Origin of the sequence: Gimesia chilikensis, assembly GCF_008329715.1 — a bacterium.
GTDB classification, from domain to species: Bacteria; Planctomycetota; Planctomycetia; order Planctomycetales; family Planctomycetaceae; genus Gimesia; species Gimesia chilikensis.
Genome location: NZ_VTSR01000032.1, coordinates 294,901 through 319,848, shown reverse-complemented (window position 1 = coordinate 319,848; position 24,948 = coordinate 294,901). Strand labels below are relative to the sequence as shown.

The following is a 24,948-nucleotide window of genomic DNA, read 5'->3' as shown; positions in this document are numbered from 1 at the left end:
AACTACGCCTCCACGGTGACTTGCTGGTCGCTCGCCGCCGTTGTTAGGAGGCGCTCGATGTACGTTTTCTTGTCTTCCTTCTGGAACAGGACATGTGACTTTGTGAACTGCTCTTTCGTCAGGTCTTCCGTCCACCACCGGACTTGCTGGAAGGGCGTGTTTGAGATGATGAACGAGTTCAGGATCAAGTTGGGATCGCCGAGGCGATCCTCCAGTTCCTTGATTGTCCGGTAGAAGCGAATCTTGGGATCGTCTGGGCCTTCGAGGTTTCGGATGCCCTTGGGATCAACGAACGTGACGTACTGCTTACCGTCTACCAGCAGCCAGAGAAGGAAGTCGGGGTAGAAGTTTCCAGCCTCGAAGAAGCCGATGCCTCGGCCACGGCTCATGTTGCGGAGCAGGTAGAGTTCCCGGTCATCGAAGAACGAGTTGTTGTCGTCATAGAATCTGCGAAGATCGGTGACGAACTCCTTCTCACCTTCGTTGAGTGAGACTGGGCTGACATCCACGAAATCGCTCTTGACGTGAAGGAGTGGCTGGTAGAGATGCTGGCCAAACGAATACGCCATGCACGATCCGAACGGCCAGTCCTTTAGCACCCCTGCATCGAGATCGCTCTGAATACCCTTGAGTTGATCGACGATCTGATCCTGTGACTCGTCAATCAGCAGCCGGTATTCAACCTGAAGGTTAGGATCGTCCTCGGTCAGAGTGTGGTATTCGTAGAAGTCCGACTCCCACTCCTGTTTCTTGTTTTTGTAGTAGCGGTCGGCGTATTTCTTGAGCAGGGCGACGGCGATCTCCTGCCAGCGTCGTACCCGGTCAAACTGCGTGAACTCCAATTCCTCGGGCGGAATGAAGAGCTTGTACCACCGGGAGTCAAGCAGAAGTGGAACGATACTGTCCCGGTGCAGGTTCAGGTTGTACCACGACCGCTCGTTCTTGAAGTGCTGAAGCTCAAACCAGATGGCGTCGATGTCCATGAAGGCAAGGTGACGTTCCTCCAGCTTGCCTTCGTGCTTCACCGCCGAGTCTTCGGTCTTGGCCACGCCCTTGCTCTGCTGAGCCTGAATCTTGGGATACCAGTTCAGTGAAATCGGATGACGCAGTAGACGATCTGGTGGCTCAGCGAGTGTGGGCTTCGGGCCGTGCAGCTTGAAATCTTTGCCTTCCTCGATCCGGACGCTGGTGAGCTTCTTCCCATTCAGGTTCTTGACGACCGGCAAGATGAACTCGATCCGCTCTTCATTGCCGGGAAGACCTTCTTCTTCGAGGTACTCCTTGAACTGCCGCATGTAGTCGGCCCGGATACCGAAGATGTTCAGCGTTTCCAGCAGGTGAATACGGTCAGGCCGACTGACACCTTCAAGTTGGCTACTGCGTTTCAAGGTCATGCCGTGGCCCTTCAGACGTACACCACGACCGAACAACTGGATGATCTCTGAGCCTTCTGTGCGACCGATGTTCATGAGTCCCATCGTGCTGACTCGCCAACTGTTCCACCCTTCGGTGAACTTCTTCGATCCGATCAAAACATTGACCGTCGAGTCGTCTTCGTTGAGACCTCGGAAGAGCGAACCTGAGAACTCCTTCTCGTCCACGTTCAACAGGTCATGCTCGTCGCAGAGTTTGCATAAGCTGGTGGCGTCACCGACGTTGATGAGACCAAAGGGTTCGTTCTCACCGAGGCGTAGAGCGATCTCGCCATCCGTGCCTTTCAGGTTCTCGACATGCAGGGCAGCTTGGCTGGACGAGTTGAACAACACCTTCAGGATGTCGTTGTAAATCTCCTCGCCGGACATCCCAGACGAGATCAGGTGTGGAAAGGCGGTGGCGAAGATTTCGTTGCCACGCTGGTCGAGTAGGCCGGGCCTGCCGCTGAGCAGCCGCTCCAGCAGGGTGATCGAATCTCGCTTTTCCTTCACGAACTCGGCCAGCGTCAGCAGGATATCCACCACATCAGACACCTTGCGCTTGTTCTCTGATCGCACGGCATTCACGCTACCGCCGACGAAAACCCACAGGGGCTTCTCCAGCAGGAAGGGGCGGAACGTGTTCGGGTTGTCTGCGTAGAGCTTTTGCTGCTGGTAGAAGGCAACGAGGCAGGCCGTCAGGTACAGGTTGCGGCGTTCCTCGTCGGAGTCGTCGGCGAGGTTCAGGATGCGGTAATCCTTCCCGAAGCCGTCCCGGTAGAAATACTTGTACGAGTAGTCAAACAGGATGTTCTTGGCGTAGCGTGACTCAAGTTTCTTCTTGCCCTTCATCGCCTGCCCGAACGTGGCGGAATACTCAAACGAAAATCCACCTTCGCAAAGTCGATCACGAGCATCGATCCACGTTTCACCAGATGCACCTCGATGTCCTTCATCAACCAGTACAAGGTTGTTGCCCTCAAAGGCGTCGATGGCGACCGTCTTCTGCCCCATCTCCTCTTTGAGTTTGGTGACTTCGATGATCTCGACTGACCGGCCCGAGAACAACGACCGAGACTCTTTCGAGAACAGGTCAGCGTCCATACCCGAGGCGTGGAACTCTTCGAGGTGTTGCTTTGACAAGCCCTCGTTGGGCGTCAGCAGGATGATTCTGTTGAGTCCCTTCTCTTTGTCGTGCAACTTCAGGTAGTGCTGGTACTGGAGGATGTTGACGTGCATCAGCAGCGTCTTGCCGCTCCCGGTGGCATTCCAGAAGGCCAGCTTCCGCAGGTCATTTGGCTCGTAGGCCGGTAGCTGTTCCTTTGTGGTTTTTCCCTCATTGAACTTGGCGACATGCTGGTTCAGGTCGGCCAGCAATTTATCCGGGTCACGGAAGAAACGATCGAGATAGACTTCGGTGAATAGCAGCGACAGATATTGGAAATACTTCCACTTCAGCGGCTCGGCTCGATTCTCGCTGAGCGTCAGCGTGTGCTTAACGATGTTCTGGTCGTAGCCGAGCAGCGTGTCGCCGGGAAACTCTTCGTAGTCCCAGAGCAGCTTCAACTCTTTGTGGAATGTGTGGACGTTGTTCTCGTCCAGTCCCTCAAGATGGAGAGGCTTCAATCGCTCGGCAAGTGTGTCGAAGTCGCCGACATCAAACAGAGACAGCATCCACTGATTCAGAACGAGTTTTTCGTCGAACCGAAGCGCTGGTGTTTCGTTTTTCTTGGCTCGTTTCTTTGCCATCAGGAATTCCGTTCGCTCCACATCTCGTAAATGTCTCTCCGGCGCTGAAAGGCTTCACTGCCCCCTTCCATGATTGTCACGATAGCCTGTTGCTGGTTCGGGCAATCAATACTTCCCAGTGCGACTTGAATGTCCTCTTCACAAGTACATGACATAATTTGTTCTGAGTCGCCGAGAACTGGAATGTTCGGATTGTGAGTCGCAAAGACAAACTGCGTCTCTGGCTTCAATCTCCGAATCAGCTTGATGACATCATCGTAAATCGTCTGGTTGTCCAAATCGTCTTCGGGCTGGTCGATAATCACAACATCGCTATCTCGTTGACTGAGGACGAAGAGAATTAGCGCTGAAGCCCGCTGGCCCAGCGAATGACTCTTTAGCTTTTTGCCGTGATACTTGATCGTGTAGCTATTTGGCACTTGCCAAGTTAGAAGTGATTCAAGATTCTCGTCGAACCACTGTTCAAAGGTAGCCGCTGAATTCCCGAGAGTTGTCCGTGCAGCTTCCATGTCCCGATACACTGCCGCCCCATCGACAAACTTGTCAGCGATGAGTTGCAGCTTATCTTTTCGTATTTTGCTGCCCTTGAACGTGTCAACCAAATAGTTCAGAAATCCTGCCTTATCGCCCCGGTAGCCGATTTCGATTTGCAGGGCGGTCTCCTCCTTGTTGATCGCTTGAAGCCTTTGCTCGATGAGCTTGAATTCCTTGTGATATTCGTCAGTTAGGGTGACGAGATGCTGCAACAAGAGCTTCTCGATTGCTGACTTGTCATCTTTCTCTTTCTTAACTTGCTTCAGTTCGTCTTCGGTCTCGTCGATGATCTTCTTCAATTTAAGAATGTCGTCAGGCTCGACGGATGTTGCCCCCTTGTCTTTCAACTCCTCCAAGAGCTTTCGAGATTCTTCGGCGAACTCTTCCTTCAACTCATCCTTCGACTTCTCAAACTCTGCTGCCAATCGATCTAGTTCACCCGAAGTTGCCGTGGCAGCTTCGACGTGTGACTTGACCGTTTCAAATCCCTCTTGAATCTGGCCAAAAGTTTTCAGAAAGTTGGCGAAAAACTCAGCGTTATGTTCGGATTCGTAGCTGGAATGTTCTGCAAACTCAGGTTCATACTCTTCGACCATCTCGTTCAGAGATTGCAGGTAACGCTCAACGAGAGTCGTGACCTTCCCAACGAAATGTGAATCAGAATTGTAAGCAACCTGCTTTTTCAGCTTCTCTTCGACCCCGTGATCCTTGAACACTTTGAGGCGATGTTGGGCGTCTTGCTTTTTGGCAAGGACTTCTTGCTCACGATCCGCCGCATTGGAAAGCTTCTTCAGCTTTCCCACGGTTTCTCGGACTTGCGATTGGCGTTCAACGATTGATCGCCGAACACCTTCAAGTGCTGGGCCTACCAGCTTTTCAACCAAGTCCTTTTCAAAGCCGGGGTCTTTGCTGGACAAATCCTTTTGGCCGAAGTAGATCGGCTTGTGGAGAATTGTCTCTTGGATGCTGATGCCCGGCTGCACGTCACCTTCGATATACACATCGGGCTTCTGTCCCAGTATTCGTCGAATTTCGTACTTCTTTCCATGACGGTCGGTGACTCCCAGAGTGATCTTGCCACCGCTTCCGAGTGCGTGCCGAATTGCACCTTCCTTGTACCCGTCCTTGTCAGCGTTCTCAGGCAACTCAATCCCCAGAGCGTATCGAACACACTCAATGATCGATGACTTGCCACTGCCTCGTATTCCGATGAGCGTGTTCAATTCAGGCGAAAGATCAATGTGAATCCCATCCAATCGGCTGCCATGAAATTCAACCCAATCAATTCGAGAGTGCTTTGAGACGGGCGGCTCTGTTGAAACACGATGTTCGTAGTCGAGCAGTGCGAATTTGACCGCATCAAATGTGAATGCGCCGAGTTTCAGGTAGCACTGTTTACCTTTGCCGATTTCTTCGATGCTCTTGCAGTCACACCCTTCAACTTCGGCAGGATAGAAGTCGCCAAGATGTCCCTGAACTTTGGTGCGGTCATCCCGAGTACGAACTTTCTGAAACCCGAGGCATCGTTTACGGAACGGTGGGTGTTTCCCAAGCTCTCCCAGACGGCCTCCTGCCAACTCTTTCCAGAGGCCACTACCGGCTTCGACGTGTGCAAAAACAATGAAGTAATCCCTCTGGAACTTGTCCAGTTCTCGGATTGTGTCATTTAGGTCATGGTTGGAGCGACCATTCTCGTTCTCGAAGTTGGCGATACCTGCAAACGTTACATCGAGAAAGTTTTGAATGTAATTCTTGTTCTCTTGATTCGTGATCCAGTCTGGTGAAAACACAATAAGCGTGTGAATTCCGTTCGCACCATCCTTGACCGACAATTCGACGCCGGGGAGCAACAGGATTTCCTGCTTCTTAGCTGCTTTCGCCAACGCCTTATATTCGTCACGGTCGAATTTGTTGTGATTGGTAATGACGCCGACACGAATTCCCGCCGTCTTCATGGCATCAACATAGTTGGACACAAACTGCGACTCGTCGCCGTTGTACTTGAATTCCTTGTCCGCTTTCGTGTGCATGTGAAAGTTCGCACGCACCCATGTTGTACCTTGGTCAAACACGCCTTTTGAATCACTCATCTACACGTCCTCCACGTTGAACATGAGGCGTCCGAACTCTTCTTCGGTGAGACGGACTTTCCATGTCTGGTCGCCACGTCGGAGGTTTTCAAGGTTGTTGTCGCCGTTGACGTAGATCAGGTCGTACTCCTGATCTTTGGTGTTGTAGTCCTGCTTCTTAAACCATTCGTCGAGGGCGTCGTTGTCGATCTCGTCGAGGTTGCGCCACAGAACCAGTGCCCGGTCGCCGTCCGGGTTCGTGCCTTCTACAACACGCACGCCCCGGATCACGTCGATGTGCTTGACGGTTAGGCCCAAGAGCCAGTTGAAGGTTTCGACCAGATCGACGTTGACCAGTTGGGTCTCGCCGTTGCGCTCGACTCGGAGCTTGTACTCATCAGGGTTGCGGAAGGACTCGACATTCAGGAGCGACTGGCTGCCCCGGCTCTCCACGTCGAGCATGTACGAGAGGATGTACTGTTCACGCAAGTCGTCGTCCTGTTCAAGCAGCGATGCCTGCTGTGCAGTTGGTTTCATTTCGAGGTTGTTCAGGGCGTCATCATAGGATTCAAGCAAGATGTACTTGAGAATGCCAGAACCACTTCTCTCACCAACAGGCTTACCGTCCTTCCATGTTGGATTCGAGAGCGAACGAATTGCTCGTATCCGAGTTGTTGTGTCAAAGTATTCGCCCAACTCAACAGCAACCACCTTTCGGTCGCCGCCGTCTTCTGCGTTCTGCTGGAGTACGGCTTGCACAGTCGTGCCGCTTCCCGCAAAGAAATCGAGAACGACGCACCTTGCATCAACCGTTGTTCCAAGCTGAATGACTCGACGGATCAACCCGACTGGCTTCACGGTGTTAAGAACATCACTCGTGTCCGTATACGGCACTGTTGACAGCAACTCTTTCTTGGCTTCCTGTGTGTGTCCAACCTCTTTGTAGGGCCAGAGCGTTTGCGGAACTCGACCCTGCTGCACCTCAGACAAGAAGCGCTTCTGGGCTGGCATACTGTCTTTGTTTGGCCCCCACCAGATGCGATTGTCTGCATCCATCTCCCAAAACACCTCTTCAGATTGTCGCCAAAAACGACCGACGCCAGACGTAAACGTCTTTCCTGTTGGGCCGACGACTTCATATCGCCCCTTGCTGTAGTAATTTCGAGCCGTCAAATCGCTTGGCTTCCACGGGCCACGGGGGTCATCATCAAAGTTCTGGTAGCGAGCATTTGCCTCTTCTGTTCTTGGCAACAGACTAGGAGTCCATTGCCCCGCATTCTTTGCGTAAACGATCACGAAGTCGTGGTCTTCCGAAAAGTGGCGTGCGCTGTTTTTGGGAGAGTAGACCTTCTGCCATATCACCGTGGCAATGAAGTTCTGGTCTCCTAACACAGAATCCGTGACCTCACGAAGATACACCTGTTCATTGTCATCGATACTCATGAACAACGAGCCGAGATCATTCATCAGGGGGGCAGCTAAGATAAGGCGGTCGTGGAGACACGACAGCCATGACGAATGCCTATAACTGTCCTTGTAGATGAAACCGTCGTTACCCGTGTTGTACGGTGGGTCAATGTATACGCATGAAACGCACTCCCGAAAGCGGTTTCGGAGAAGCGTCAGTGCGTGAAAATTGTCACTGTTGACGAGGAGTCCATCACATTGCTCGTCAAGTTCTTCAATGAGCGACAATAGCCTGTCACGAAACTTTTGAGGGAAGAATCGAGTATCTACAACGAGATTGGGATTGCTTGAAAGAAACTCAACCGTCAGTGGCGTAGAGAACCCCGGCCCGTTCAAGTCTTTTTCAATCTCGTCGATTGCGAACAACCGCACCCACTCTTCCCGCTGTGCGTCGTTGGCGGCAATCTCCGGGTAAAGCTCCTCTGGCACTCGGTCGAGAGTGATGCAGTAGTTCGTCTCGACCACGAACTTCTTCTTGAGCCACAACTTCTTCTGGAAGTTCTCCAGTTGTTCGAGGAACTGGATGATCTTGTGGGCGATCTTGCGGATCACCTTGATCTTGCTGAGGTACTGATCGACTCGGGGCACGGTGTCGTGTTCGATGTCGTCGAGGTGCATCACCTCGTTCTTGATGTAGAAGTCGAGTTCTCGCCGCAGAAAGCCGCCCAAGTCCTTGTGGATGAAATAGTCGAACGTGTTCCGGGCGGTGTACTGAGTGAGGTGCTTCTCCAGCACCGTTCGCTTCGGATTGGCCTTCGTGGGGGCAGGCTTGGACAACTCCTGAGTCCACTCCTCAAAGCCTTCGGACTTGAGGACTCGTTCGATGGCTTCCTGATTCAGAGCGTCTTGTTTCTTCTTGCCGTTGTCGGATTTGTACTCGAACCGGATGAAGAGTTCGCCATTCTCCTCATAGATCGGGTCTTCTTCGCAGATGACGAAACGACGTTCCTTGCCTGCTTGCTCCTTCTTGTTGTCCTGTTCGGAAGATGCAGCAACCAGATGGACTCGTACCCGCTTACCCGAGGGCATGGTGAAGATGTAGTCACGGAAGTATTCGCTGCTCTTGACGTAATACTGGTCGTGGTTGGCCCAGTGTAGCTTGACCTCTTCGCCCTCATAAGGAATTGCGTAAACGCCTTCCTTGTACCTCCGTAGGGAGATGAAGTCGCCCTCGTGGTAGTAGCGGCGGAAGAAGTTGAACAGGTGGCTGAAGACCTCATTCTCCAATGCCGTGACATCGACGCTGGAGTCGGCCATCTGCTCACGAAGATCCTTCACCTTCGTCGTGGTCTCGGGATCGACACCCAGACCATTGGCTTGTTCGATGGCTTTGTCGAGTTCCTTCTGAAGCGTGGCCTTGTCCGCCGACTTGTAGTGGCTGAACGCTTCTTTGACCTGCGGCAGCAAGTCCTTCTCCAAGAAACGGACGACCTCTTCCCGCTTCTGGTTCATGATCCGGTAGATGCCGAAATCCAGATCGGCCTGATCCAGTTGGAACAGTTCCTCAAGGAGTTTCTGAAGTTTCTCGAAGTTCGTGGCCACGTTTATTTCTCTCCGTCATTCATCAGGGAGTTAGCCCTTTGAGCGTCTTGTGTGTAATTGAAAATGTCGGACTGGATGGCTGAAAGCGGCTCTGTTAAGCAGCGTCGGAAGTCACGAGCAGCTTCAACTAGACCTTCCGGATCGGTATGCGAGTAGTTGTACCGTCTTGCAAACAGGGATGGTTTCGCATCGGCCCAAATCTGACCTCGCATTTTCTCCCATGTGAAGTCCCACAACAGCAGGTGCGATAAGTAGTCGTTTACTGAACTTTGGCCGAATGCGTGGATCAGAAAAATGGGGAGCGTTGTGCTTTCGGCAAGCGGCCAATACTTCACGAGGTTGGTTAGTCCACCTGCGCTCTCGACCTCAACAACGACGATTCGGTCTTCCTGCATCACTCGAAGATCACCGAACTGGTATCGCTGTTGGCCAACCAAGTTGAATCCGGCATCGAAACGATTGGCAGCACCATAACCTCGCCCATCGACTGGTAGGTTCAGATCAGCGAGGATCGCCTCGAAAGCCCGGAGGGATTCAGCTTCAATGTTCTTGCGAAGGCTCGGCACTACACGACCTCCCATTGAATGGTGAAGAGATGGATGCTGTGCGTCTTCTGTGTCATTCGCTTCTGAAGGCCAGCGATCAGATCGTCACGCTTGTCGGCGATCTCATCTTCGATCTCGAAGATTTGCTGGCGTTGTCTTCGCTGCTTCTTCTCCAAGTCACGAAGCTTCTGCTGGAGTTCGTTCTGCTCATCGAGCGTGGTCGCCAAGCGTGACTGCCGCCGCACGGCCTTGATCTGCGCCTTGGTGTCGGCCAAGTCTTTCTCGGCGGCGACCACCATGTCCTCGGCCCACTTCTCCAGACGCTCTCGCTCCTCATGGAACAACGTGTTGTTGTCCTCCAATGAGCAGGCAGCCACAGCGTCGGCGTGCAGCTTCGATTCGACAGTGAGCCGAGTCTCCGCATCTTCGGGGAGGCCGTCCACGGGTTCGGTTGTTGCCGTGCAGTGGAATAGCTTCTGGCAGGTCTCCTGATCGAGCGACTTGCCGGTGTCGTCCATCGCCGAGAACAGCAGGTACTCTTCACGGTCGAAGGAATCGATGGTGAGGTACTGAAGCGTCATCCAGCCAGACTTGCCCTTCAGGGCTTCGACCACGGAGACCTTCATAGGATAGTTCGTCACATCGAAAGCGACTTTTGCCATCGGGGTCTGGGCCTGCTTGCCTGTGTCGATGCTCCACTCGCCCAGAGGATGCGACAGTCGGTACAGGAAGTCGCCGGTGACATTGTGATGCTGCTTGGAGATCAGGTGGTACGTTCCGGGCCGACATTCACTAACCGGCGATTGCCGTAGATCGAAGGTCAACTGGTCGTCGCAGAATGTGGCATGGCCGTCCAGTACAACTCTTGTAAGCGTCCAGAACTGGCGACCGATCCGGTCGAGGTTGGCTCGGGCATCGTCCAGCCGCATCTTCAGTCGGGCGTGAACATCCTCGTCGAAATGCTCCATGAGCATCTGCCGGGTCTCGTCCATCTTCGACTGAATGGTCTCGTCCATCTCGGCCTGAAGCTGCTGGAAGGCGGTGTCGATCTCTTCCGGCGTGCGGCACTGCTGGTAGATGGCAAGGATGCGTTTCTCGAAATCGACGCCTGACTCGATCTGTCCCAGCACTTCGTCCGAAGCACCGAAGACACCATTGAACAAGTTGAACTTTTCCGAGAGAAGCTCATGGACTCGCCGGTCGGCCTCGTTGCGCTCATTCAGGAAGTTGATGACCACGACATCGTGCTTCTGACCATAGCGGTGACAACGACCGATCCTCTGCTCGATTCGCTGGGGATTCCAAGGCAGGTCGTAGTTGACGACGAGAGAGCAGAACTGCATGTTGACGCCTTCCGCTGCCGCTTCCGTGGCGATCATGACGGTGGCGTCGTTCTGGAAATGCTCGATCAGTGCCGTGCGACTGTCTATGGGGCGAGAGCCGGTGACTCTGCCGGTGCCAGCGTTGTCTTCGATCCATTCGCCGATGATGCGGCGGGAATCTGGATCGGAGTTCGTACCGTTGAACAAGACGATCTGGCCACCGTAGCCATTCGATTCGAGGAAGTTCTTGAGGTAGTCCTGCGTGCGGCGGGATTCGGTAAAGACGAGAGCTTTCCGGCTCGCCCCCATCTTCTCCATCTCGGCGAATCCAAGATCGAGAGCCTTCAGTAGCGACCGGCTCTTGGTATCGATGCCGATGCTGCGTGCCCACGTCGAGTATCGGCCTAACTCATCGATCTCTCCCGTGAGCTTGGGCAGGTCGATCTCGTTCTCTGCTTCCTCCTCTCGATCCGTTGTTCCTTCGAGAATCTCATCGAGGTAATCGTCTTCGAGTTCCTCGCTTTCGATCAGTTCTTCCATGAACTCCTCATCGTCTTCGTCCCGCTGGGGAGCATCTCGCATCTCTTCCAGCCGGGACTTCATGGTGTCCAGCGTGTTGGCGATGGCGTGCGAGGACGAGGCCAACAACTTGCGCAGGATGAGCGCAGTCAGGTGACGCTGACGATGGGGGACGGAGTAGGTCTCTTCCCGGTTCAGGAAGTCCGAGACGGCTTCGTAGAGCTTCTGTTCGTCGTCGGTCGGGCGAAACCGGACGGTGAACGGGATGCGTTCGGTGTACTGGATGTACTCGGTGACTTGTCTTCGGAGCGTCCGCTTGCAGAAGGTTTGGATGCGAGTGCGAAGGGCTTTGAGATCAGCACCGGCGTTGGTGTACTGGGTGCGAAACGAGTTCACGTCGCCGAAGATCAGGTCGTCGAGGATCGTGGAGAGGCCGTAGAGTTCGAGCAGCGAGTTCTGGAGTGGCGTGGCTGTCAGCAGACACTTCTTGCGATCCTCGATGGCCCACTTGATGTTCTGACCCATCTTGTTGCTGGGCCGGTAGGCATTGCGGAGCTTGTGGGCCTCGTCGATGACCACGAGGTCGTAGGGGACGGCTCGGATGTCTCCACGAAACCGGCTGGCGAAGTGGTACGATGTGATGACCGCCTTGTCGCTGGCGAAGGGCGTGCCGTTCCCCTCTCGCACGGCCTGTCGGTAGGTCTTCGAGTCGAGGATCATCGAAGGCAGGTTGAACTTCTCTTGAAGCTCCAGCGCCCACTGCTTCCGAAGGCTGGCCGGACAGATGATGAGCAGCTTTCGTTTTCGCTCAGCCCAATGCTGGCAGAGAACCAGCCCTGCTTCGATTGTCTTCCCGAGACCGACCTCATCAGCCAGCACGACGCCCTTCGAGAGTGGGCTTCGCAGTGCGAACATAGCTGCTTCGATCTGGTGCGGGTTCAGATCGACACAAGCATCAAAGAGGGCCATCGACAAACGATCCACGCCACCCGGCTGTGCCTGCCGGGTCAACTCGTGCGCAAAGTATTTGGCGTGATACGGGGTGGTCATGTGACCGTTTCCTTTGCCTTTCCAAACGATTCTCGTGACCTTAGCTCTGCTTCGGTGGTTCTCGCCTTCCCTCCTGCAACTGGAGCAGCAACGCATCAAGGTCTTCCTTCTTGAACAGGCGATACCCATTCACCGGATGACGATGTGCGGCGATCTTGCCAGCGTTTTCCCAGTTGCGAAGCGTGTTCGGCGAGACCCCGAGATACTCAGCGGCTTCCGAGATTCGGAGGAAGTCTCGTAGATTGTCCATGATGGTCTCCTCGGACTCTCGATAACCACGGCGCAGCCAGCAGGCCCGACATTGGTAAACCTTACCAAAGTGCGTTATGATTGTCGATCAGAACGAAACTGATTTATTGGCGGTTCTGGGAGACAGCACATTGTCCCGCATTTTCGTGAGCCACGCTGTAAAGGACGCTGAACTTGTCGAAGACCTCGTAGACCTTCTGCAAGTGGGGGTCGGTGTTCATCCAGACGAGATGTTTTGCTCTTCGTTACCGGGCATGACGATTCCCACTGGCCAAGATTTCGTGAACTACATCAAGGGGAAGGTCAGCGATCCCGAGTTCGTTCTGCTCGTCATCTCACCTGAGTTTCTGAGAAGCCAGTTTTGCAACAACGAGGTCGGAGCATCATGGGCGAAGTCGCTTCCTATCCATCCTATTCTCGTTCCACCGACCTCGTACAACGACGTAAAGGGGGTTCTGCTGGGCGTGCAGGCTGGCAAGATCGACGACAAAGAGTGTCTCAACGATCTCAGAGACGACCTGATCGAGAAGCTGGGATTCAAGGCACTCCGTACCAGCCATTGGGAGCGGAAGCGTGACCGATTCCTTAAATCTTTGACGAGGCATCTTATTGCTGATGTGGAGTCAGAAACGCCGACAACGCCTGCGAGAAATACAACCGCAATTTCGTCCACAGGAGCATGGATCAAACTTGGGGATGAATACCTCCAATCGAAGTCTGTTCGACGGATTGGAGGCAATTCGGTTCGGATCACGATTGAATCTACCAGTGAATCCGTAGATGCGTCACTGGCACGTTTGCGGCCAAAGGATCAGCACTTCCCCAATTCCAACATGCCCTTTGCCTACAAGAACGATGGCGGATTTCTAACGGTAAAAGAAGTCTCCTCCACATCGGAGGCCGATCACATCACATGGCAAATCGTTGGAGAGGTTATCGAGCCAGATTCAGGAATCGAGGCAACGCACAACTTCGACGGGAAGTCGCTAACTCCAGACGACATCGCTGAACTCAAAGCCGGTCGGCTGCTCATCAACGACCCGCCACCACCAAAGCGTCGGAGTCACGGTTTTGGGTACGACCAGATGGAATCACTGATCTGCGGTGGCAGCCATCAGGCTATTCGGACTGACCAATGTATTCTCGCCGAAATCCTCAATCCATCGGCTACTGATGAACTTCTGATTCGAGCAAGACTGGAGAGCGTGTTTGTCCTTAAGGCTGCGGCCATCGTGGAGAGCATAACGAAACTCGTCCTTCGTCGAGTGGACGATGGCGTAGAGGTCGATTTCGAGGGACGTAGGCCGCAGCGTTATCAGAACGAAGAAGCAGAGACCATTCGAGTCGCAGGTCTTTACCGACTGGAAGCGTCATGAAAATCCTTTTCCTGCACGGCTGGCACAGTACCGTTGGCGGCGTGAAACCGTCCTACCTCCGAGATGCTGGCCATGAAGTTCTCAACCCGTTCCTTGATGACGATGACTTCGACGCTGCCGTCAGAACGGCGCAAGCCGAGTACGACCAACACCAACCTGATGTGATCGTCGGATCATCTCGTGGTGGTGCGGTCGCCATGAACATCAATGCGGGAAAAACCCCTTTGGTCTTACTATGCCCAGCGTGGAAGAATTGGGGTACAGCAAAGACGGTCAAGCCGAACACGGTAATCCTGCACAGCCGATCCGACGAGGTGATCCCATTCAGCGATTCCGAAGCACTTGTGGCCCAGAGCGGCGTGCCATCAGAGACCCTGATTGAAGTCGGTAACGACCACCGACTCGCCGATCCTGAGCCACTCAAGTCGATGTTGAGTGCGTGTGAGCATTCGGCAGTTCTAATCATTGGAATCGATCCGGCATCGTCCAAAGGACTGATGGTCTGGATGAACGAGACGCCCTTGAAGAAGAAAGCTACAGATGCAAGAGGCTGGCTTTCGTCTCTACGACGAGAACACCGCAACCTGTTGATTTGCTGGGATTCTCCACTGTCCTTTAATCCGGCATTCAGCCTGTCTGATCGCCCTGTCGAAAAAGTGCTAAGGGCGCAAGTGGAACGTTGGGTAAAGGAAGGTCGGATCGAAAAAGACCGCACTGGCAAAGCTGTTTCCGTCCAGCCTTTCTCGGGATGTTCTCACTGGGTGATCTCATGTGAAGCCACAGGGCAACCTTTTGCCCAATCAGACATCTCACCAATTCCAATCGCTGATTCCAGTACACATGTGAGGACGGGTGGTGCATGGCTAATCGAAGCTCATCCAGCGGTCGCAATGGCGATTTGGTGGATTGAAAGAAACAAGCCGGGTGCGTTTCCTATCTACAAGAAGCGACCGGAAGCTTGTAGGCGCATTGCCGAGGTGCTGGGCTTCAATCAGCTTGTCGAACTTGACCGACTCGACGATGACATCCTTGATGCCTATGTTTCACACCGTTTGGCGGAGCAGTTCATGACTGGTGAATCTCGATGGGTTGGCGACCACATCAATGGTGGATTCATCTTGCCGAACAGTGCCGAGGATGTGTGGGAGCTTGATCGGAAGGTTCACGCACTGTACTAGATGTTGTACCGGCATGGATGCGTCATGATCCTGTCTCATCCAAATGCGACCGTGCCATCATTGCTGCTGGCTCGTTGTCGTCGCCTGCCGCTTCTTGTCGCAGTACATAGAAAGCATCTTCAGAGCGGTTGATACGCCACAGATTTCCCGCCGACAGTATTCGCTCGAAAGCGTCGTCTGATCTGAGCCTTGGTGTCAGCAGCGGCACAAGGTCGTCGCTGGTGTCGCCCATCAGATGAAGCGTGTTGATCGCTGTAATTCTGACAAGCCGATCCACGTTGTCCGAAATCAGCGACCGCACGGCAGTCATTGCACGCTTGGCATCGGCGAAGTGTTCTTGGAGCAGTTGTAAGGCCAAAAGCTTCAAGTCGATTTCGTTTTGCTGCAACGCCCAGATGAGTGCATCGACGACGAGATCATCGTCTCCGAGCGCAGCGTGAGCCTCGTCCACCTGAGATGGATGTTGCTCGTGGGTCGAGTACATGCGAAGCACGTCTTTGAGTTCTTCCAGATTGCTCATGGACATATCTATGCGTCGTGGCCGTTGGGTTTGTTGCTGACTTCTTATCACTGCTGCACAAGAGGGTGCCCGATCTCGCCCCTCCAATTCCAAAAGTTGTATTGCCAATTCTGAAGGGGACTGAGGCACCCCCAAGTTCGTCGTTCCGCTCAACTCACTCAAGCAACGGAGACGACGACATGCCCAAACAAACCGCAGACGACATCCGCCAAACCATCACCACCATCATCATTGAAAGTCTTGAAGCTGGTGGTCTTCCGGCGTGGCGAAAGCCATGGGCCAGCGATCCCAATGGTCTGGGGCTGGCCACGAGCTTGAGTACCGGCAAGCCGTATAGAGGGATCAATCAACTGATCTTGCAAGTGCTTGCGATCAAGAACGGCTACCAAAGCAAATGGTTTGGGACGTTCAATCAGATTAAACAAGCTGGCTCGATGGTCAAGAAAGGCGAGAAATCCATCAAGGTCGTGCTGTGGAAACCGATCTCTCGTGAACGCACCAACGAGAAAGGTGAAGAAATCGAAGACAAGTTTATGATGATGCGTCAGTTCTCAATTTTCAGTATTGAACAAGCGACTGGCTTGGAACAATTCCGCATTGGATACGCCCAGCCCTCTCACACGATCTTCGAGCGGTTCGAGGCGATGGATCGGCTTGTGGCTGCTATCGGCATCGACCTGCGTGAAGGTGGCAACAAGGCATTCTATTCGCCGGGTGGTGACTACGTTCAGATGCCTCTGCGTGGTCAATTCGAGTCGTCAGAAACGTATTACCAAACCCTCGCCCACGAAATGATCCATTGGAGCGAAAAACGGATCGGGTTTGACAGGGCAAACGAGGACAACGCCTATGCTCTCGGCGAACTCGTTGCCGAACTGGGGGCATCGTTTCTGCTCGCCGAATTGGGGTTGCCTGCCAGCGAGAACGACAATCACGCTGCGTATCTCGATCACTGGCTTCAAGCCATGAAGGGTGACACCAAGTTCATCTTCCGTGCGGCTGCCACGGCATCGAAAGCGGTGGACTTCTTGCTCAGCCACGTCCGCACGTCAGAAGAGCAGCCCGTCTCCGAAACTGTGGGCACCCCCTAGTCCAGCGTCCTTGAGGGCAAGCCGAGACGAACCGCCCAAGAGGTGATTGCACCACCGCTCGGGCCTCGACGCCCAATTCGCAGCAGCAAGCAACGTCTCAACGGACTGGCCAGCGTTGGACGTGATCGCTCTGCCCCTGCGGGGTCTCGCAGCTTCCGTGACGATCATCCACGGGCGGCTCTCTCGGTCTTTTTCATCCAGTCATGCCCAAGAAAGGCACCCCCTAGTTCGTCAGACAACATCATTACTCAAACGGAGACGAAACATGAGCAACGATCTTGGCGAACTCGACCTTGAAGATGCGGCGAAAGATGCAGCAGGAAATTGGCAACGGTGGGACTCGTTCGCTTGGTTTGGTGCGAGCGACCGGGAACGTCCCGAGGACTGGTTCATTTACTACGGCCATCACCGGGAATCCGGTCTGCTGGATCGAAGCAACTCGGTACAGATCAGCAAGGCGCTGAAACCATTCATCGACGCTGACGCCGATGACTCTGACGTGATCGAAGAAGATCACACTCACTGGGCAGTGGGGTGGATCAAGGGCTGGTCAGTGCGGGTCTATCGAGACGGCGAAATCACGGAGGCATTCAAGGTGCTGCACGGTCTGCTCGAACGAATGGCGATTTATCCCATTCTTTGCGAACACCATTACAGCGAGATGGAATTCGATGCGACGTGGGAAAACATCCCCCTCGCCGCCATCGGCATCAAGGACGATTACGAACTGCCCGAGGATTGGGCCGAACACGTCTACCAGTGGCTCAGCGACAACCGCTGTAACGCTCTCGAAAACGTGGACGATCAAGGCGGTTGGCCGGACGAAAGTGATCTCCGAGCCGCTTTCGACGCTCTGGGCTACCAAGAGATCGAAGCTGTCTGCTGATGTTCGAGGCACCCCCTAGTCCAGCATCAACAATCCAACACTTGCAATGGAAGAACCTATGTCCAATCAAAGAGAAGTCGGCGATGTGAAACCGTCGTCGCTGAATCATCTGATCGGTCAGCAAGGCGTCATCGATCAGGTGCGTGTCGCCATCGACGCCGCCCACATGGACGGAAAGAAGTTCGACCATGCGTTGCTCGTCGGGCCACCCGGTCTCGGTAAGAGCGCTCTGGCCAACGTCATCTCCCAAGAGATGGCTGCCGATTTCCATGAGATTCTAGGGCAGTCAATCGGTGGCCCTGCTGACCTGAATGCTCTGCTTCTCTCTGCAAAGGACGGTGATGTCATTCACATTGATGAATGCCACGAACTGGGCAAAGAATACCAGACGGCACTGTATCTCGCTCTCGACAAGCGGAAGTTGACGATCTCGGGTAAGGGACGCTCGTCGCAAAGTTTACCGTTGGCGGACTTCACTTTGCTGCTCTCGACCACGGACGAGTACGGCCTGCTACAACCGCTACGAGACCGGATGAAGCTACTCCTGCGGCTTCAATTTTACACCGTGGAAGACCTGACTTCGGTGCTGATCCAGCGCTGCCGAGCGTTAGTTTGGGACGTTCACGAAGAGATTTTCCCCAAGATCAGCAGGCGGTCTCGGGGCACACCTCGGCTGGCACTGCGCCTGCTTCAGTCCTGCCACCGAGTTTGTCGGTCGGAAGGCGAAGACACGATCACGGCAAGACACCTGCAAAGAGCGTGTCAGTTGGAAGGTATTGATGAAATTGGTCTCGGGCCAACCGAGCGTCAGTACGTCGAACTGTTGTCCGATGGTGCGACTCGCTTGAACGTGCTGGCGTCGGCATTGGGCCTTCCCAGTCGCACCGTGTCTGAGGTCGTCGAACCGTTCTTGATCCGAACGAATCTTGTGATGAAGGACGATCAAGGCCGTCGCCAACTGACGCAGCAAGGGCACGATCATCTGTCCAATTCTCGAAACGATGCTGTTTGATTCTGGTTTGATTGCTGTTTGATTTCGAGAGGCACCCCCTAGTCGAGCATCAGAAATCAACCGTCTACTTCGTGGAGAACTGCCGTATGAATGACGTTCAGAAAACCGCTGTGAGTGTGAGCGAAATGGCTCGCATGGTTGGCCTGAGCCGGGCACGGTTTTACGAGTTGATGAACGAGGGGGTATTCCCGTCGCCGGTGTACGACCTCGAAACTCGTCGCCCGTTCTATAGCGACGAGATGCAAGAGAACTGCTTGGAAGTAAAGCGCCGAAACTGCGGTGTGAACGGCAAGCCAATTCTCTTCTATGCCAGCAGGCACCCTCTTGGTAGTCAGCCGATCAAACGACCGGCGAGACCGAAGACCAAGCCGAAACGAACCAGCCAATACAACGAACTGATCGATTCGCTCTCCAGTCTCGGCCTTAGTGCGTCTGCTCAGCAGGTGGAAGCCGCCGTGAATGAGTGCTTCCCAGAGGGAATACAAAATTTGGATTCTGGCGAGGTCGTTCGAGCGGTGTTTCTGAATCTGAAGTGTCAACAACTGTGATCTTAACGTGTCACCATAGTCGCCCTTATGCCGCCAATCCGAGGAGGAAAGTGTCTGAATGATGTCCAATTCCCGTAAAAATAGCCGTCAGAATTGTCACCGTAATGTTTTCGAGGGGTTGTCGGTCGGAACTGACGAGCCTCGTCTCGTCGAGGAGTACATCGACGCTCACGACTTCACTGCCAACACCTGCGAAGCGATCAGAAACGATCTGCGGAAGTTTACACGCTGGTTCACTTCGGCCAATGCCGAGCCGCTCCGGTTTTCCCGAGTGACCGTGCGTGATGTGGTTGATTTTCGGAGGCACCTCCATGAAGAGAAACAGCAAGCCGTGGCGACCTGCAATCGGGCGTTGGTTACGATTCGCCGCCTATTCCACTTCCTTGCTCAGACCGGATCGCTGATATCGAATCCCGCTGAGCAGGTGAAGGAGTTACGAAAGACCGAACTCCCGCCCGAAGGTCTTGTCCGAACCACCGTGCGGAAGCTGCTGCGGCAGGTCGAGTTACAAGGGGATATTCGAGGGAACGCCATCTTCCATCTGCTGCTTTACACCGGCGCACGGGTCGGCGATGTCGTCAACCTCGAACTACACGATTTGATGGTGGGCGTGAAGAGTGGACATGCAGTCTTCCGGCACGGTAAGGGCCGCAAGGAACGCTCCGTCCCGCTGGCTCTGGAATGTCGAAAGGCTCTCTCGGCATACCTCGATGTTCGACCACCCTGCGAGTCAGAACATGTCTTTATCGGGGAGCGTGGGCCGTTGTCGGCGGATGGCATCCAAGCTCTGTGCCGAAAGTACAGTGCGTTGATTGGCGAGCGCCTGCACCCACACGCTTTCCGTCACACGTTTGCGAAGAAGTTCTTGGAAAACAATGGGAATGATCTGACAGCGCTGGCGATGCTACTGGGACACTCGAACATCCAGACGACCGCCCGGTATGCCCAGAAGGATCAGACGGCGTTGGCGGCTGCGGCTGAGAATCTGAACTACTAGGAGGCACCCTCTAGCCGTAGCAGACATCCCATTACTTTCTCTCGGAGAATGCTCATGTCGAAAACCGCTACCGCCAATGGCCACGACGAAGTTGTCCAAAAAGCTGCCGCCGATGCCAATACCGTGCAGGATGCTTGTAACCTCGTCGCTGTCGTCGGCTGCTTCCACCGCCACTTGGTCGCTCTACATCAAAGTGGCGTTTCCGGCGATGATCTCATTAACCACCCGGTCGCACTCGCTTTCACGAGCAAGCTCAACAGCCTGTGCCGGATGTCACTGGATCGAGAAATGGCGGCGTTCGATGCCATCAACAAACTCCAGCGTGGCGAAGATGTCGAGTACGACGTGATCCCGCTGTGACCAATGTGGGAAATCCCACTTTGGTCACGCTCGCAAGGGCACCCCCTAGTACGCCAGTCAATCCAACTTTTGTAACGGAGACTGGCAATGAACAAGATCACCGCAAGCTGCAATCTGAACGGCCACGAACTCACTGACATTCCGGTCGTCAATCCGGGCGACTGGTTCGGCAAAACATGGCTTCTTGAAGTGGGTGGATGTTATTCGCCGCTGTTCTTGATTTTCGAGGCCGATAGCGCATCGGATGCCATCGACGAACTCGCTGAATCAGAGAAGTACGGCCATCACATCGTGGTCGATGACGAAGACCTCGCTGATTACGACCCGGAAACGTGCCATTACTCGGGATCGGGGCAGGTGATCGATCTTGACCACTTCGCCATCCACGACTGCGAGGGATGCGACGTTCCCTTTCTTTGTCGCTACCACGGGGATGGCCTTCCCGATGGCAGCGTGCTTCCTGCCGATTTCTGTTGGGACGACTGCTGCGAAGCGGACGACTGAGGCACCCCCTTGTTGGGCAGACAAGTCACTCTTCTTCAAGCAACAGGAGACCACGCATGGGTTGGACGTATCCACAAGGTCTGAATCGAAAGCAACTGATCGCCCAGCGTGTTGAGGGTTGGGAACGTGAAACCAGCGAGATGCTGGTGAAGAGCGTCTGCCTCAAACACTGCTATCGAGGCGGCGTATTCTCGGGAGTCCTTTGGAGCGTTTGGGAACGCACCTTCACGAAAGATGGCGATGAAGTGCAGCCGAGCGAACGCTGGGTTCAATGTGACCTGCTTCGGTGCGATCAGGGTTCGTGGGGTTTCAAGGACATGTGTGAGGCGGATTATCCGTTCTATTTCAGTTGTCCCCGTGGATACATCTTAGAAGTTCCCATCGACCGATATGGCGGAAACAAGGAATGGCGAGAGCAAGTGATCGAGCATCACCGCCGTCGTGCGGAGAAGCGGAGATGCCGAGCCATCATCGTCTGATCTGGCTCGGCTGAGGCACCCTCCAGTTGAGTGTTGGCAAACCACAATCGTCACTCAGGAGCAGGACATGCCTCAGCAGCCACTCTTCACGGTCGTCGAATACAGCAGTTTCTTTGCTGTCCGTCACAACCCATCGGGAGACGAACACCCGATGGGCGATGGCGTGGACACACTGTTCGACGATGACGGTCACAGCCTTTATCCCGGCACACCCGGCTTCATCAAGACTTGGGAAGAAGTCTTGAATGCCGACGCCGATTCCACGCTCGAAGCCTACTTCCCCCAGCACATCAGCGATGCGATCTGACTGCGGTGGAGAGGCACCCCTTAGCTCAGCGTCACAACATCACTGCTCACCACAAGGAATCAAACATGGTCGCCGAACAAAAGCCGTTGTTCTCACTCGGACAAGTTGTCGCCACGCCGGATGCCATCGCCGCTCTCGAAGAAGCGAACGAGTCGGCTATGCCTCTGCTTCAACGCCATCAGTGTGGGGATTGGGGCTGTTTGTGCGAGGACGACCAGCAGATGAACGATGTAGCGGTCGGGGATGGGGCACGAATCCTGTCTTCCTACGTCCTCGATGCAACTGGGCAGAAGGTCTGGATCATCACTGAGGCGGACAGGTCAAGCACAACGATCTTGCTACCTGAAAACTACTGATCCGAGGCACCCCCAAGTCCATCGTCAGACACACAACTCACTCACACGGAGACACGAACACATGACCGACCAAACGGAAAACGCTCGACGGGAACTTCTCAATGAAGTGAATCAAGATGCCGAGCGAACCAAGCTGGAAGAGAAGTACGGCGAAGTTCTCACGACAGGTGAGATGCAGGAACAGTTCACGGTCGAAGGCTTCCTCGCCCCCTTCGTCGTCTGTCGCCGCAAGTCCGATGGCAGGCGTGGGACGCTGATGTTCTCGCATTCGCCAAGGTACTACTTCGGTTGGAAAGAAGATTGATCGGATGGTCTCCGAGCCAGCCTCGGTTCTGCTCGTCGTGGGATCGAGGCTGGTTTTTGTTTTCGGAGCGAGGACATGGAACGAGAGCAAGCACACGTCGGAATGCTGGTGCTATTTGGGCGGGATGGAGAATCGCTGACTGTCGCACGCATCCTGAAGGTCAACCCGGCCAGAGCGAAGGTCATTGTGATCGACGGCTGCGAATCGAAGCCCGTGGGCTGCAAGTGGAACGTGCCCTACGCATTGATGAAGCCAGTTCGTGAGGCAACTGCGACCGAACAAAGCGTGTTGCCGAATTGAAAACCGAGAAACTTCCGTTGAAAACCTGTCGGTCAAAACAGGGAGGGCGGGCTTCCTATTGACCTTGCTCCCACCTTTTTTGTTATTCGACGGCAATCTCGTTTCTGTGTGTGGGCTAACGCCATCCTCAGAAATCTGAAGTCGAAAAATCACCGCCGCCGAGAATCCAGCCTGCAAGTAGCTCGCCCAAACTGGCTTGTTGCAAAAGTTGTAATGACCGGGCGGCAGTTGTTCTGATCGTAGGCTTCACTCAGTGGTTGAAAAGGCGGGACTCCTTCCAGATTCCGCCGTCACTTTCCAGAGTGATGAGGTGATTTTCGGTGTTCGTGTTTGTCCACCCGTACCTTCCCCGTTTCTCTTGGTTGATTCCTTGAGATTTTCGACCGAATTGTGGTGAGAAGCCGTCTACTTGGCGGTGGTTGACCTCGTGGGGGTGGTCTGGGCATCAGAAATCGACTTTTGGCCTGATGATCTGATTCACTCTGCGTAATCAAAGTAATAGTAAGTGGTATTACTGTTATTTTATCTGTCTCGGGATAGCTGTAGACCGTTCCTACACCGCTTGCTCTTTCATAGGTGATCTGGCACGTTTGGGCTTTGTGATTTCGCCTGCTCCATGTCTCACTCACTTTGATCCAGCCCAATCGTTCCAGAAACTTGCGACAAGCAAGGTAGTAGTCGTACTCCCATTCCGGCAATTTGCCCTCGTCGGCCAACTCCTGCCACAAGGTCTTCATTGTCTCCAGAGGAATTGCTCCATCAGCAAAAGAGGCCACAGAGTGACGGATGATTCCGTGCAGGTAGTGGGCGTGTTTACGGTCGATAACTCGTACTCGACCTTTGGTTTCATGTCGCTGACCATACTCGTCAGCCCATTGCCTGACGTTGATCCGTACCCTGACCGATCCTGAGTGGTTCAAGTGAAATCGTGCGATACCAAAACACTCTCGGATGTGTTCATCAAGTTGAGGCCGGTCTGATTTACGCTCACCCTTTCCACATTTCTCTGGATCGAAGATGTTGGCGATGTAGTCGAGAATGGCCCTGAAGTTGGCGATCCTCTTGTTCAGGCCATCTTCCCACTCCCCACGAAAACAACGATGCTCCCGGTAGGCGGTGAGCGATTCCTCCAAGGTGGCCATCCGTCGCAGGCGACAGCAGAGCCACCATGCGAACCTGTGACGCCGAGTGTGAGCGTTGTCGATGTTGCGGAGGTCTTCCAGATCAGTCTTGCCGACTGAGGGAATCACGCCGTCAGGCTTCAAGTCACCATTGATGGCCCGTCCCAGCGGGCCATCCGTTTCCGAGCGAAGCGAGGACGGAGATTGCGAAAGTGACGCAGCAGTTCGTCGGCTCTTCGCTACAGACCTGCGAGGAAGCAGCTTGGTAGCGTTTTGCTGTTCTTCTTCGTACTTGGCTCTGATCTGCTCTTTGTGTGCAGCGAACCGGCGAACCTTGTCATCGTCAATCTTTGCTTCAATCTGGTCGAGGATGCGGTTGATCCGGGCAACACTAACGATCTCTTTACTCTTGAACTCTTCGAGCTTGTAGCAACACCAATGATCGCAGACTTCGAGCAATTCCTCCTCGAAAGGTTGCCATCGTCGCTGAAGAAGAAGACGCTCTTCGTAGTTGGTATGGAAAGGCAGCTTGGCAAGTGAACCGGACTTTTCTCGGGTCGTGATCGTTCCTTTGGTTTCGTAGTCGCACAGAATCTCGTTGTGGAGAAACAACCGCTGAAGTACGTCCTGCATCCGATCCGCCGCCCGGTTGAAGACATTGACCGCAATGTACCGGACTTTGAGATAGCCGTTTTCACCTCGACCAGAACGCCGGAAAAATCCAAAGGGGAACTCGGCCTCCAGCAACGCCCTTGCTCTCTCCTGATCTGTCTGCCACGCATGGTGAGCATCGGTGTCTAGGTAGAGGAAGCCCAAGCCACGACTGCCGCTAGTTCCGTAAGAGGTGCGACCGTTAAAGATGTGCTGCTCGACATGCCACGGACTGTGGATATTCAGGAACACATCGTGTTTGGGCGAGAAGCCCGGAACATATTCTCCCTTTTTGTATCGACGAAAGTTCTCCCAGTCGGCCTTGCTGATCGTGTGATAGACCTCACCAGACAGCGACTTCTCACCGGGATCGAAGATGTTGATGAAAGGAGCGAACGCATCGAAAGTCTCCTGAGCGAACTCTCGTCTGCTCATGAGACTGCCGAGGCGGTCACTTCCCAGTCTTTCCTTCATCAAAACCATTGTTCAGTCAGTTCACA

Annotated in this window: 22 protein-coding genes; 14 read left to right on the top strand and 8 right to left on the bottom strand. The window is 54.1% G+C overall.

The window, feature by feature from the left end:
- Nucleotides 1–2: 2 nt before the first annotated feature.
- The 6 genes from FYZ48_RS26025 to FYZ48_RS26000 are packed head-to-tail and all read right to left on the bottom strand — an operon-like array spanning nucleotide 3 to nucleotide 12,459.
- The gene (locus tag FYZ48_RS26025) at nucleotides 3–3,161 is read right to left on the bottom strand and encodes a DEAD/DEAH box helicase family protein (protein WP_149345447.1); all 3,159 of its coding nucleotides are present in this window, start codon (nucleotides 3,159–3,161) and stop codon (nucleotides 3–5) included.
- On the bottom strand, nucleotides 3,161–5,785 hold the full coding sequence (locus FYZ48_RS26020) for a TrlF family AAA-like ATPase (RefSeq protein WP_149345446.1): 2,625 nt from the start codon (nucleotides 5,783–5,785) through the stop codon (nucleotides 3,161–3,163). The genes FYZ48_RS26025 and FYZ48_RS26020 overlap by 1 nt, the downstream gene beginning before the upstream one ends.
- Entirely contained in the window at nucleotides 5,786–8,773 is a 2,988-nt protein-coding gene (locus FYZ48_RS26015) for a site-specific DNA-methyltransferase (protein WP_149345445.1), read from the bottom strand.
- 2 nt (nucleotides 8,774–8,775) lie between these two features.
- Nucleotides 8,776–9,339, bottom strand: coding sequence for a hypothetical protein (locus FYZ48_RS26010; protein ID WP_149345444.1), 564 nt, complete (start codon nucleotides 9,337–9,339; stop codon nucleotides 8,776–8,778).
- A complete protein-coding gene (locus tag FYZ48_RS26005) occupies nucleotides 9,339–12,209 on the bottom strand; it encodes an SNF2-related protein (protein ID WP_149345443.1) in 2,871 nt (956 codons plus the stop codon). The genes FYZ48_RS26010 and FYZ48_RS26005 overlap by 1 nt, the downstream gene beginning before the upstream one ends.
- A 40-nt stretch (nucleotides 12,210–12,249) precedes the next feature.
- The gene (locus tag FYZ48_RS26000; protein WP_149345442.1) at nucleotides 12,250–12,459 is read right to left on the bottom strand and encodes a MerR family transcriptional regulator; all 210 of its coding nucleotides are present in this window, start codon (nucleotides 12,457–12,459) and stop codon (nucleotides 12,250–12,252) included.
- A 76-nt stretch (nucleotides 12,460–12,535) separates the two neighbouring features.
- Between FYZ48_RS26000 and FYZ48_RS25995 the strand changes: the two genes are divergently transcribed.
- On the top strand, nucleotides 12,536–13,834 hold the full coding sequence (locus tag FYZ48_RS25995) for a toll/interleukin-1 receptor domain-containing protein (protein WP_149345441.1): 1,299 nt from the start codon (nucleotides 12,536–12,538) through the stop codon (nucleotides 13,832–13,834).
- Nucleotides 13,831–15,012 (top strand): hypothetical protein, encoded by a 1,182-nt coding sequence (locus FYZ48_RS29485; RefSeq protein WP_198422286.1) that lies wholly within the window; start codon nucleotides 13,831–13,833, stop codon nucleotides 15,010–15,012. Before FYZ48_RS25995 ends, FYZ48_RS29485 begins: the two co-directional genes overlap by 4 nt.
- A 22-nt stretch (nucleotides 15,013–15,034) precedes the next feature.
- Here the strand turns inward: FYZ48_RS29485 and FYZ48_RS25985 are convergent, their stop codons facing one another.
- Nucleotides 15,035–15,532: a HEAT repeat domain-containing protein gene (locus FYZ48_RS25985; RefSeq protein ID WP_149345440.1), complete on the bottom strand. Its 498-nt coding sequence runs from the start codon at nucleotides 15,530–15,532 to the stop codon at nucleotides 15,035–15,037.
- Between the two features lie 179 nt (nucleotides 15,533–15,711).
- Here FYZ48_RS25985 and FYZ48_RS25980 point away from each other — a divergent pair, with 179 nt between their 5' ends.
- The 12 genes from FYZ48_RS25980 to FYZ48_RS25925 all read left to right on the top strand — a co-directional run bounded on the left by FYZ48_RS25980 (nucleotide 15,712) and on the right by FYZ48_RS25925 (nucleotide 22,676).
- On the top strand, nucleotides 15,712–16,623 hold the full coding sequence (locus FYZ48_RS25980; protein ID WP_149345439.1) for an ArdC family protein: 912 nt from the start codon (nucleotides 15,712–15,714) through the stop codon (nucleotides 16,621–16,623).
- A gap of 265 nt (nucleotides 16,624–16,888) precedes the next feature.
- Entirely contained in the window at nucleotides 16,889–17,509 is a 621-nt protein-coding gene (locus FYZ48_RS25975; RefSeq protein WP_149345438.1) for a hypothetical protein, read from the top strand.
- A 58-nt stretch (nucleotides 17,510–17,567) separates the two neighbouring features.
- Nucleotides 17,568–18,521, top strand: coding sequence for a Holliday junction DNA helicase RuvB C-terminal domain-containing protein (locus FYZ48_RS25970; RefSeq protein ID WP_149345437.1), 954 nt, complete (start codon nucleotides 17,568–17,570; stop codon nucleotides 18,519–18,521).
- Between the two features lie 86 nt (nucleotides 18,522–18,607).
- Nucleotides 18,608–19,069 carry a helix-turn-helix transcriptional regulator gene (locus FYZ48_RS25965; protein ID WP_149345436.1) on the top strand — a complete coding sequence of 154 codons (462 nt, stop codon included), beginning with the start codon at nucleotides 18,608–18,610 and terminating at the stop codon, nucleotides 19,067–19,069.
- Nucleotides 19,070–19,127: 58 nt separating this feature from the next.
- Complete coding sequence (locus tag FYZ48_RS25960; RefSeq protein WP_242022776.1) at nucleotides 19,128–20,066, top strand: tyrosine-type recombinase/integrase; 939 nt, start codon at nucleotides 19,128–19,130, stop codon at nucleotides 20,064–20,066.
- 54 nt (nucleotides 20,067–20,120) lie between these two features.
- Complete coding sequence (locus FYZ48_RS25955; protein WP_149345435.1) at nucleotides 20,121–20,426, top strand: hypothetical protein; 306 nt, start codon at nucleotides 20,121–20,123, stop codon at nucleotides 20,424–20,426.
- An 87-nt stretch (nucleotides 20,427–20,513) separates the two neighbouring features.
- Nucleotides 20,514–20,930 carry a hypothetical protein gene (locus FYZ48_RS25950; RefSeq protein WP_149345434.1) on the top strand — a complete coding sequence of 139 codons (417 nt, stop codon included), beginning with the start codon at nucleotides 20,514–20,516 and terminating at the stop codon, nucleotides 20,928–20,930.
- Between the two features lie 56 nt (nucleotides 20,931–20,986).
- On the top strand, nucleotides 20,987–21,409 hold the full coding sequence (locus FYZ48_RS25945) for a hypothetical protein (RefSeq protein WP_149345433.1): 423 nt from the start codon (nucleotides 20,987–20,989) through the stop codon (nucleotides 21,407–21,409).
- A 67-nt stretch (nucleotides 21,410–21,476) separates the two neighbouring features.
- Nucleotides 21,477–21,716 carry a hypothetical protein gene (locus FYZ48_RS25940; RefSeq protein ID WP_149345432.1) on the top strand — a complete coding sequence of 80 codons (240 nt, stop codon included), beginning with the start codon at nucleotides 21,477–21,479 and terminating at the stop codon, nucleotides 21,714–21,716.
- Between the two features lie 65 nt (nucleotides 21,717–21,781).
- On the top strand, nucleotides 21,782–22,072 hold the full coding sequence (locus FYZ48_RS25935) for a hypothetical protein (RefSeq protein ID WP_149345431.1): 291 nt from the start codon (nucleotides 21,782–21,784) through the stop codon (nucleotides 22,070–22,072).
- A 61-nt stretch (nucleotides 22,073–22,133) separates the two neighbouring features.
- Complete coding sequence (locus FYZ48_RS25930; RefSeq protein WP_149345430.1) at nucleotides 22,134–22,376, top strand: hypothetical protein; 243 nt, start codon at nucleotides 22,134–22,136, stop codon at nucleotides 22,374–22,376.
- Nucleotides 22,377–22,451: 75 nt separating this feature from the next.
- A complete protein-coding gene (locus FYZ48_RS25925) occupies nucleotides 22,452–22,676 on the top strand; it encodes a hypothetical protein (RefSeq protein ID WP_149345429.1) in 225 nt (74 codons plus the stop codon).
- Nucleotides 22,677–22,966: 290 nt separating this feature from the next.
- On the opposite strand, the gene FYZ48_RS25920 is transcribed toward FYZ48_RS25925, so the two are convergent.
- A complete protein-coding gene (locus tag FYZ48_RS25920) occupies nucleotides 22,967–24,922 on the bottom strand; it encodes a hypothetical protein (protein WP_149345428.1) in 1,956 nt (651 codons plus the stop codon).
- Nucleotides 24,923–24,948 lie beyond the last annotated feature (26 nt).

Coding starts and splice junctions, on each gene's coding strand:
- FYZ48_RS26025 (WP_149345447.1), bottom strand. CDS start 3,161: ATGGCAAAGAAACGAGCCAAGAAAAACGAAACACCAGCGCTTCGGTTC.
- FYZ48_RS26020 (WP_149345446.1), bottom strand. CDS start 5,785: ATGAGTGATTCAAAAGGCGTGTTTGACCAAGGTACAACATGGGTGCGT.
- FYZ48_RS26005 (WP_149345443.1), bottom strand. CDS start 12,209: ATGACCACCCCGTATCACGCCAAATACTTTGCGCACGAGTTGACCCGG.
- FYZ48_RS26000 (WP_149345442.1), bottom strand. CDS start 12,459: ATGGACAATCTACGAGACTTCCTCCGAATCTCGGAAGCCGCTGAGTAT.
- FYZ48_RS25995 (WP_149345441.1), top strand. CDS start 12,536: ATGATTGTCGATCAGAACGAAACTGATTTATTGGCGGTTCTGGGAGAC.
- FYZ48_RS29485 (WP_198422286.1), top strand. CDS start 13,831: ATGAAAATCCTTTTCCTGCACGGCTGGCACAGTACCGTTGGCGGCGTG.
- FYZ48_RS25985 (WP_149345440.1), bottom strand. CDS start 15,532: ATGAGCAATCTGGAAGAACTCAAAGACGTGCTTCGCATGTACTCGACC.
- FYZ48_RS25980 (WP_149345439.1), top strand. CDS start 15,712: ATGCCCAAACAAACCGCAGACGACATCCGCCAAACCATCACCACCATC.
- FYZ48_RS25975 (WP_149345438.1), top strand. CDS start 16,889: ATGAGCAACGATCTTGGCGAACTCGACCTTGAAGATGCGGCGAAAGAT.
- FYZ48_RS25970 (WP_149345437.1), top strand. CDS start 17,568: ATGTCCAATCAAAGAGAAGTCGGCGATGTGAAACCGTCGTCGCTGAAT.
- FYZ48_RS25965 (WP_149345436.1), top strand. CDS start 18,608: ATGAATGACGTTCAGAAAACCGCTGTGAGTGTGAGCGAAATGGCTCGC.
- FYZ48_RS25960 (WP_242022776.1), top strand. CDS start 19,128: ATGATGTCCAATTCCCGTAAAAATAGCCGTCAGAATTGTCACCGTAAT.
- FYZ48_RS25955 (WP_149345435.1), top strand. CDS start 20,121: ATGTCGAAAACCGCTACCGCCAATGGCCACGACGAAGTTGTCCAAAAA.
- FYZ48_RS25950 (WP_149345434.1), top strand. CDS start 20,514: ATGAACAAGATCACCGCAAGCTGCAATCTGAACGGCCACGAACTCACT.
- FYZ48_RS25945 (WP_149345433.1), top strand. CDS start 20,987: ATGGGTTGGACGTATCCACAAGGTCTGAATCGAAAGCAACTGATCGCC.
- FYZ48_RS25940 (WP_149345432.1), top strand. CDS start 21,477: ATGCCTCAGCAGCCACTCTTCACGGTCGTCGAATACAGCAGTTTCTTT.
- FYZ48_RS25935 (WP_149345431.1), top strand. CDS start 21,782: ATGGTCGCCGAACAAAAGCCGTTGTTCTCACTCGGACAAGTTGTCGCC.
- FYZ48_RS25930 (WP_149345430.1), top strand. CDS start 22,134: ATGACCGACCAAACGGAAAACGCTCGACGGGAACTTCTCAATGAAGTG.
- FYZ48_RS25925 (WP_149345429.1), top strand. CDS start 22,452: ATGGAACGAGAGCAAGCACACGTCGGAATGCTGGTGCTATTTGGGCGG.
- FYZ48_RS25920 (WP_149345428.1), bottom strand. CDS start 24,922: ATGAAGGAAAGACTGGGAAGTGACCGCCTCGGCAGTCTCATGAGCAGA.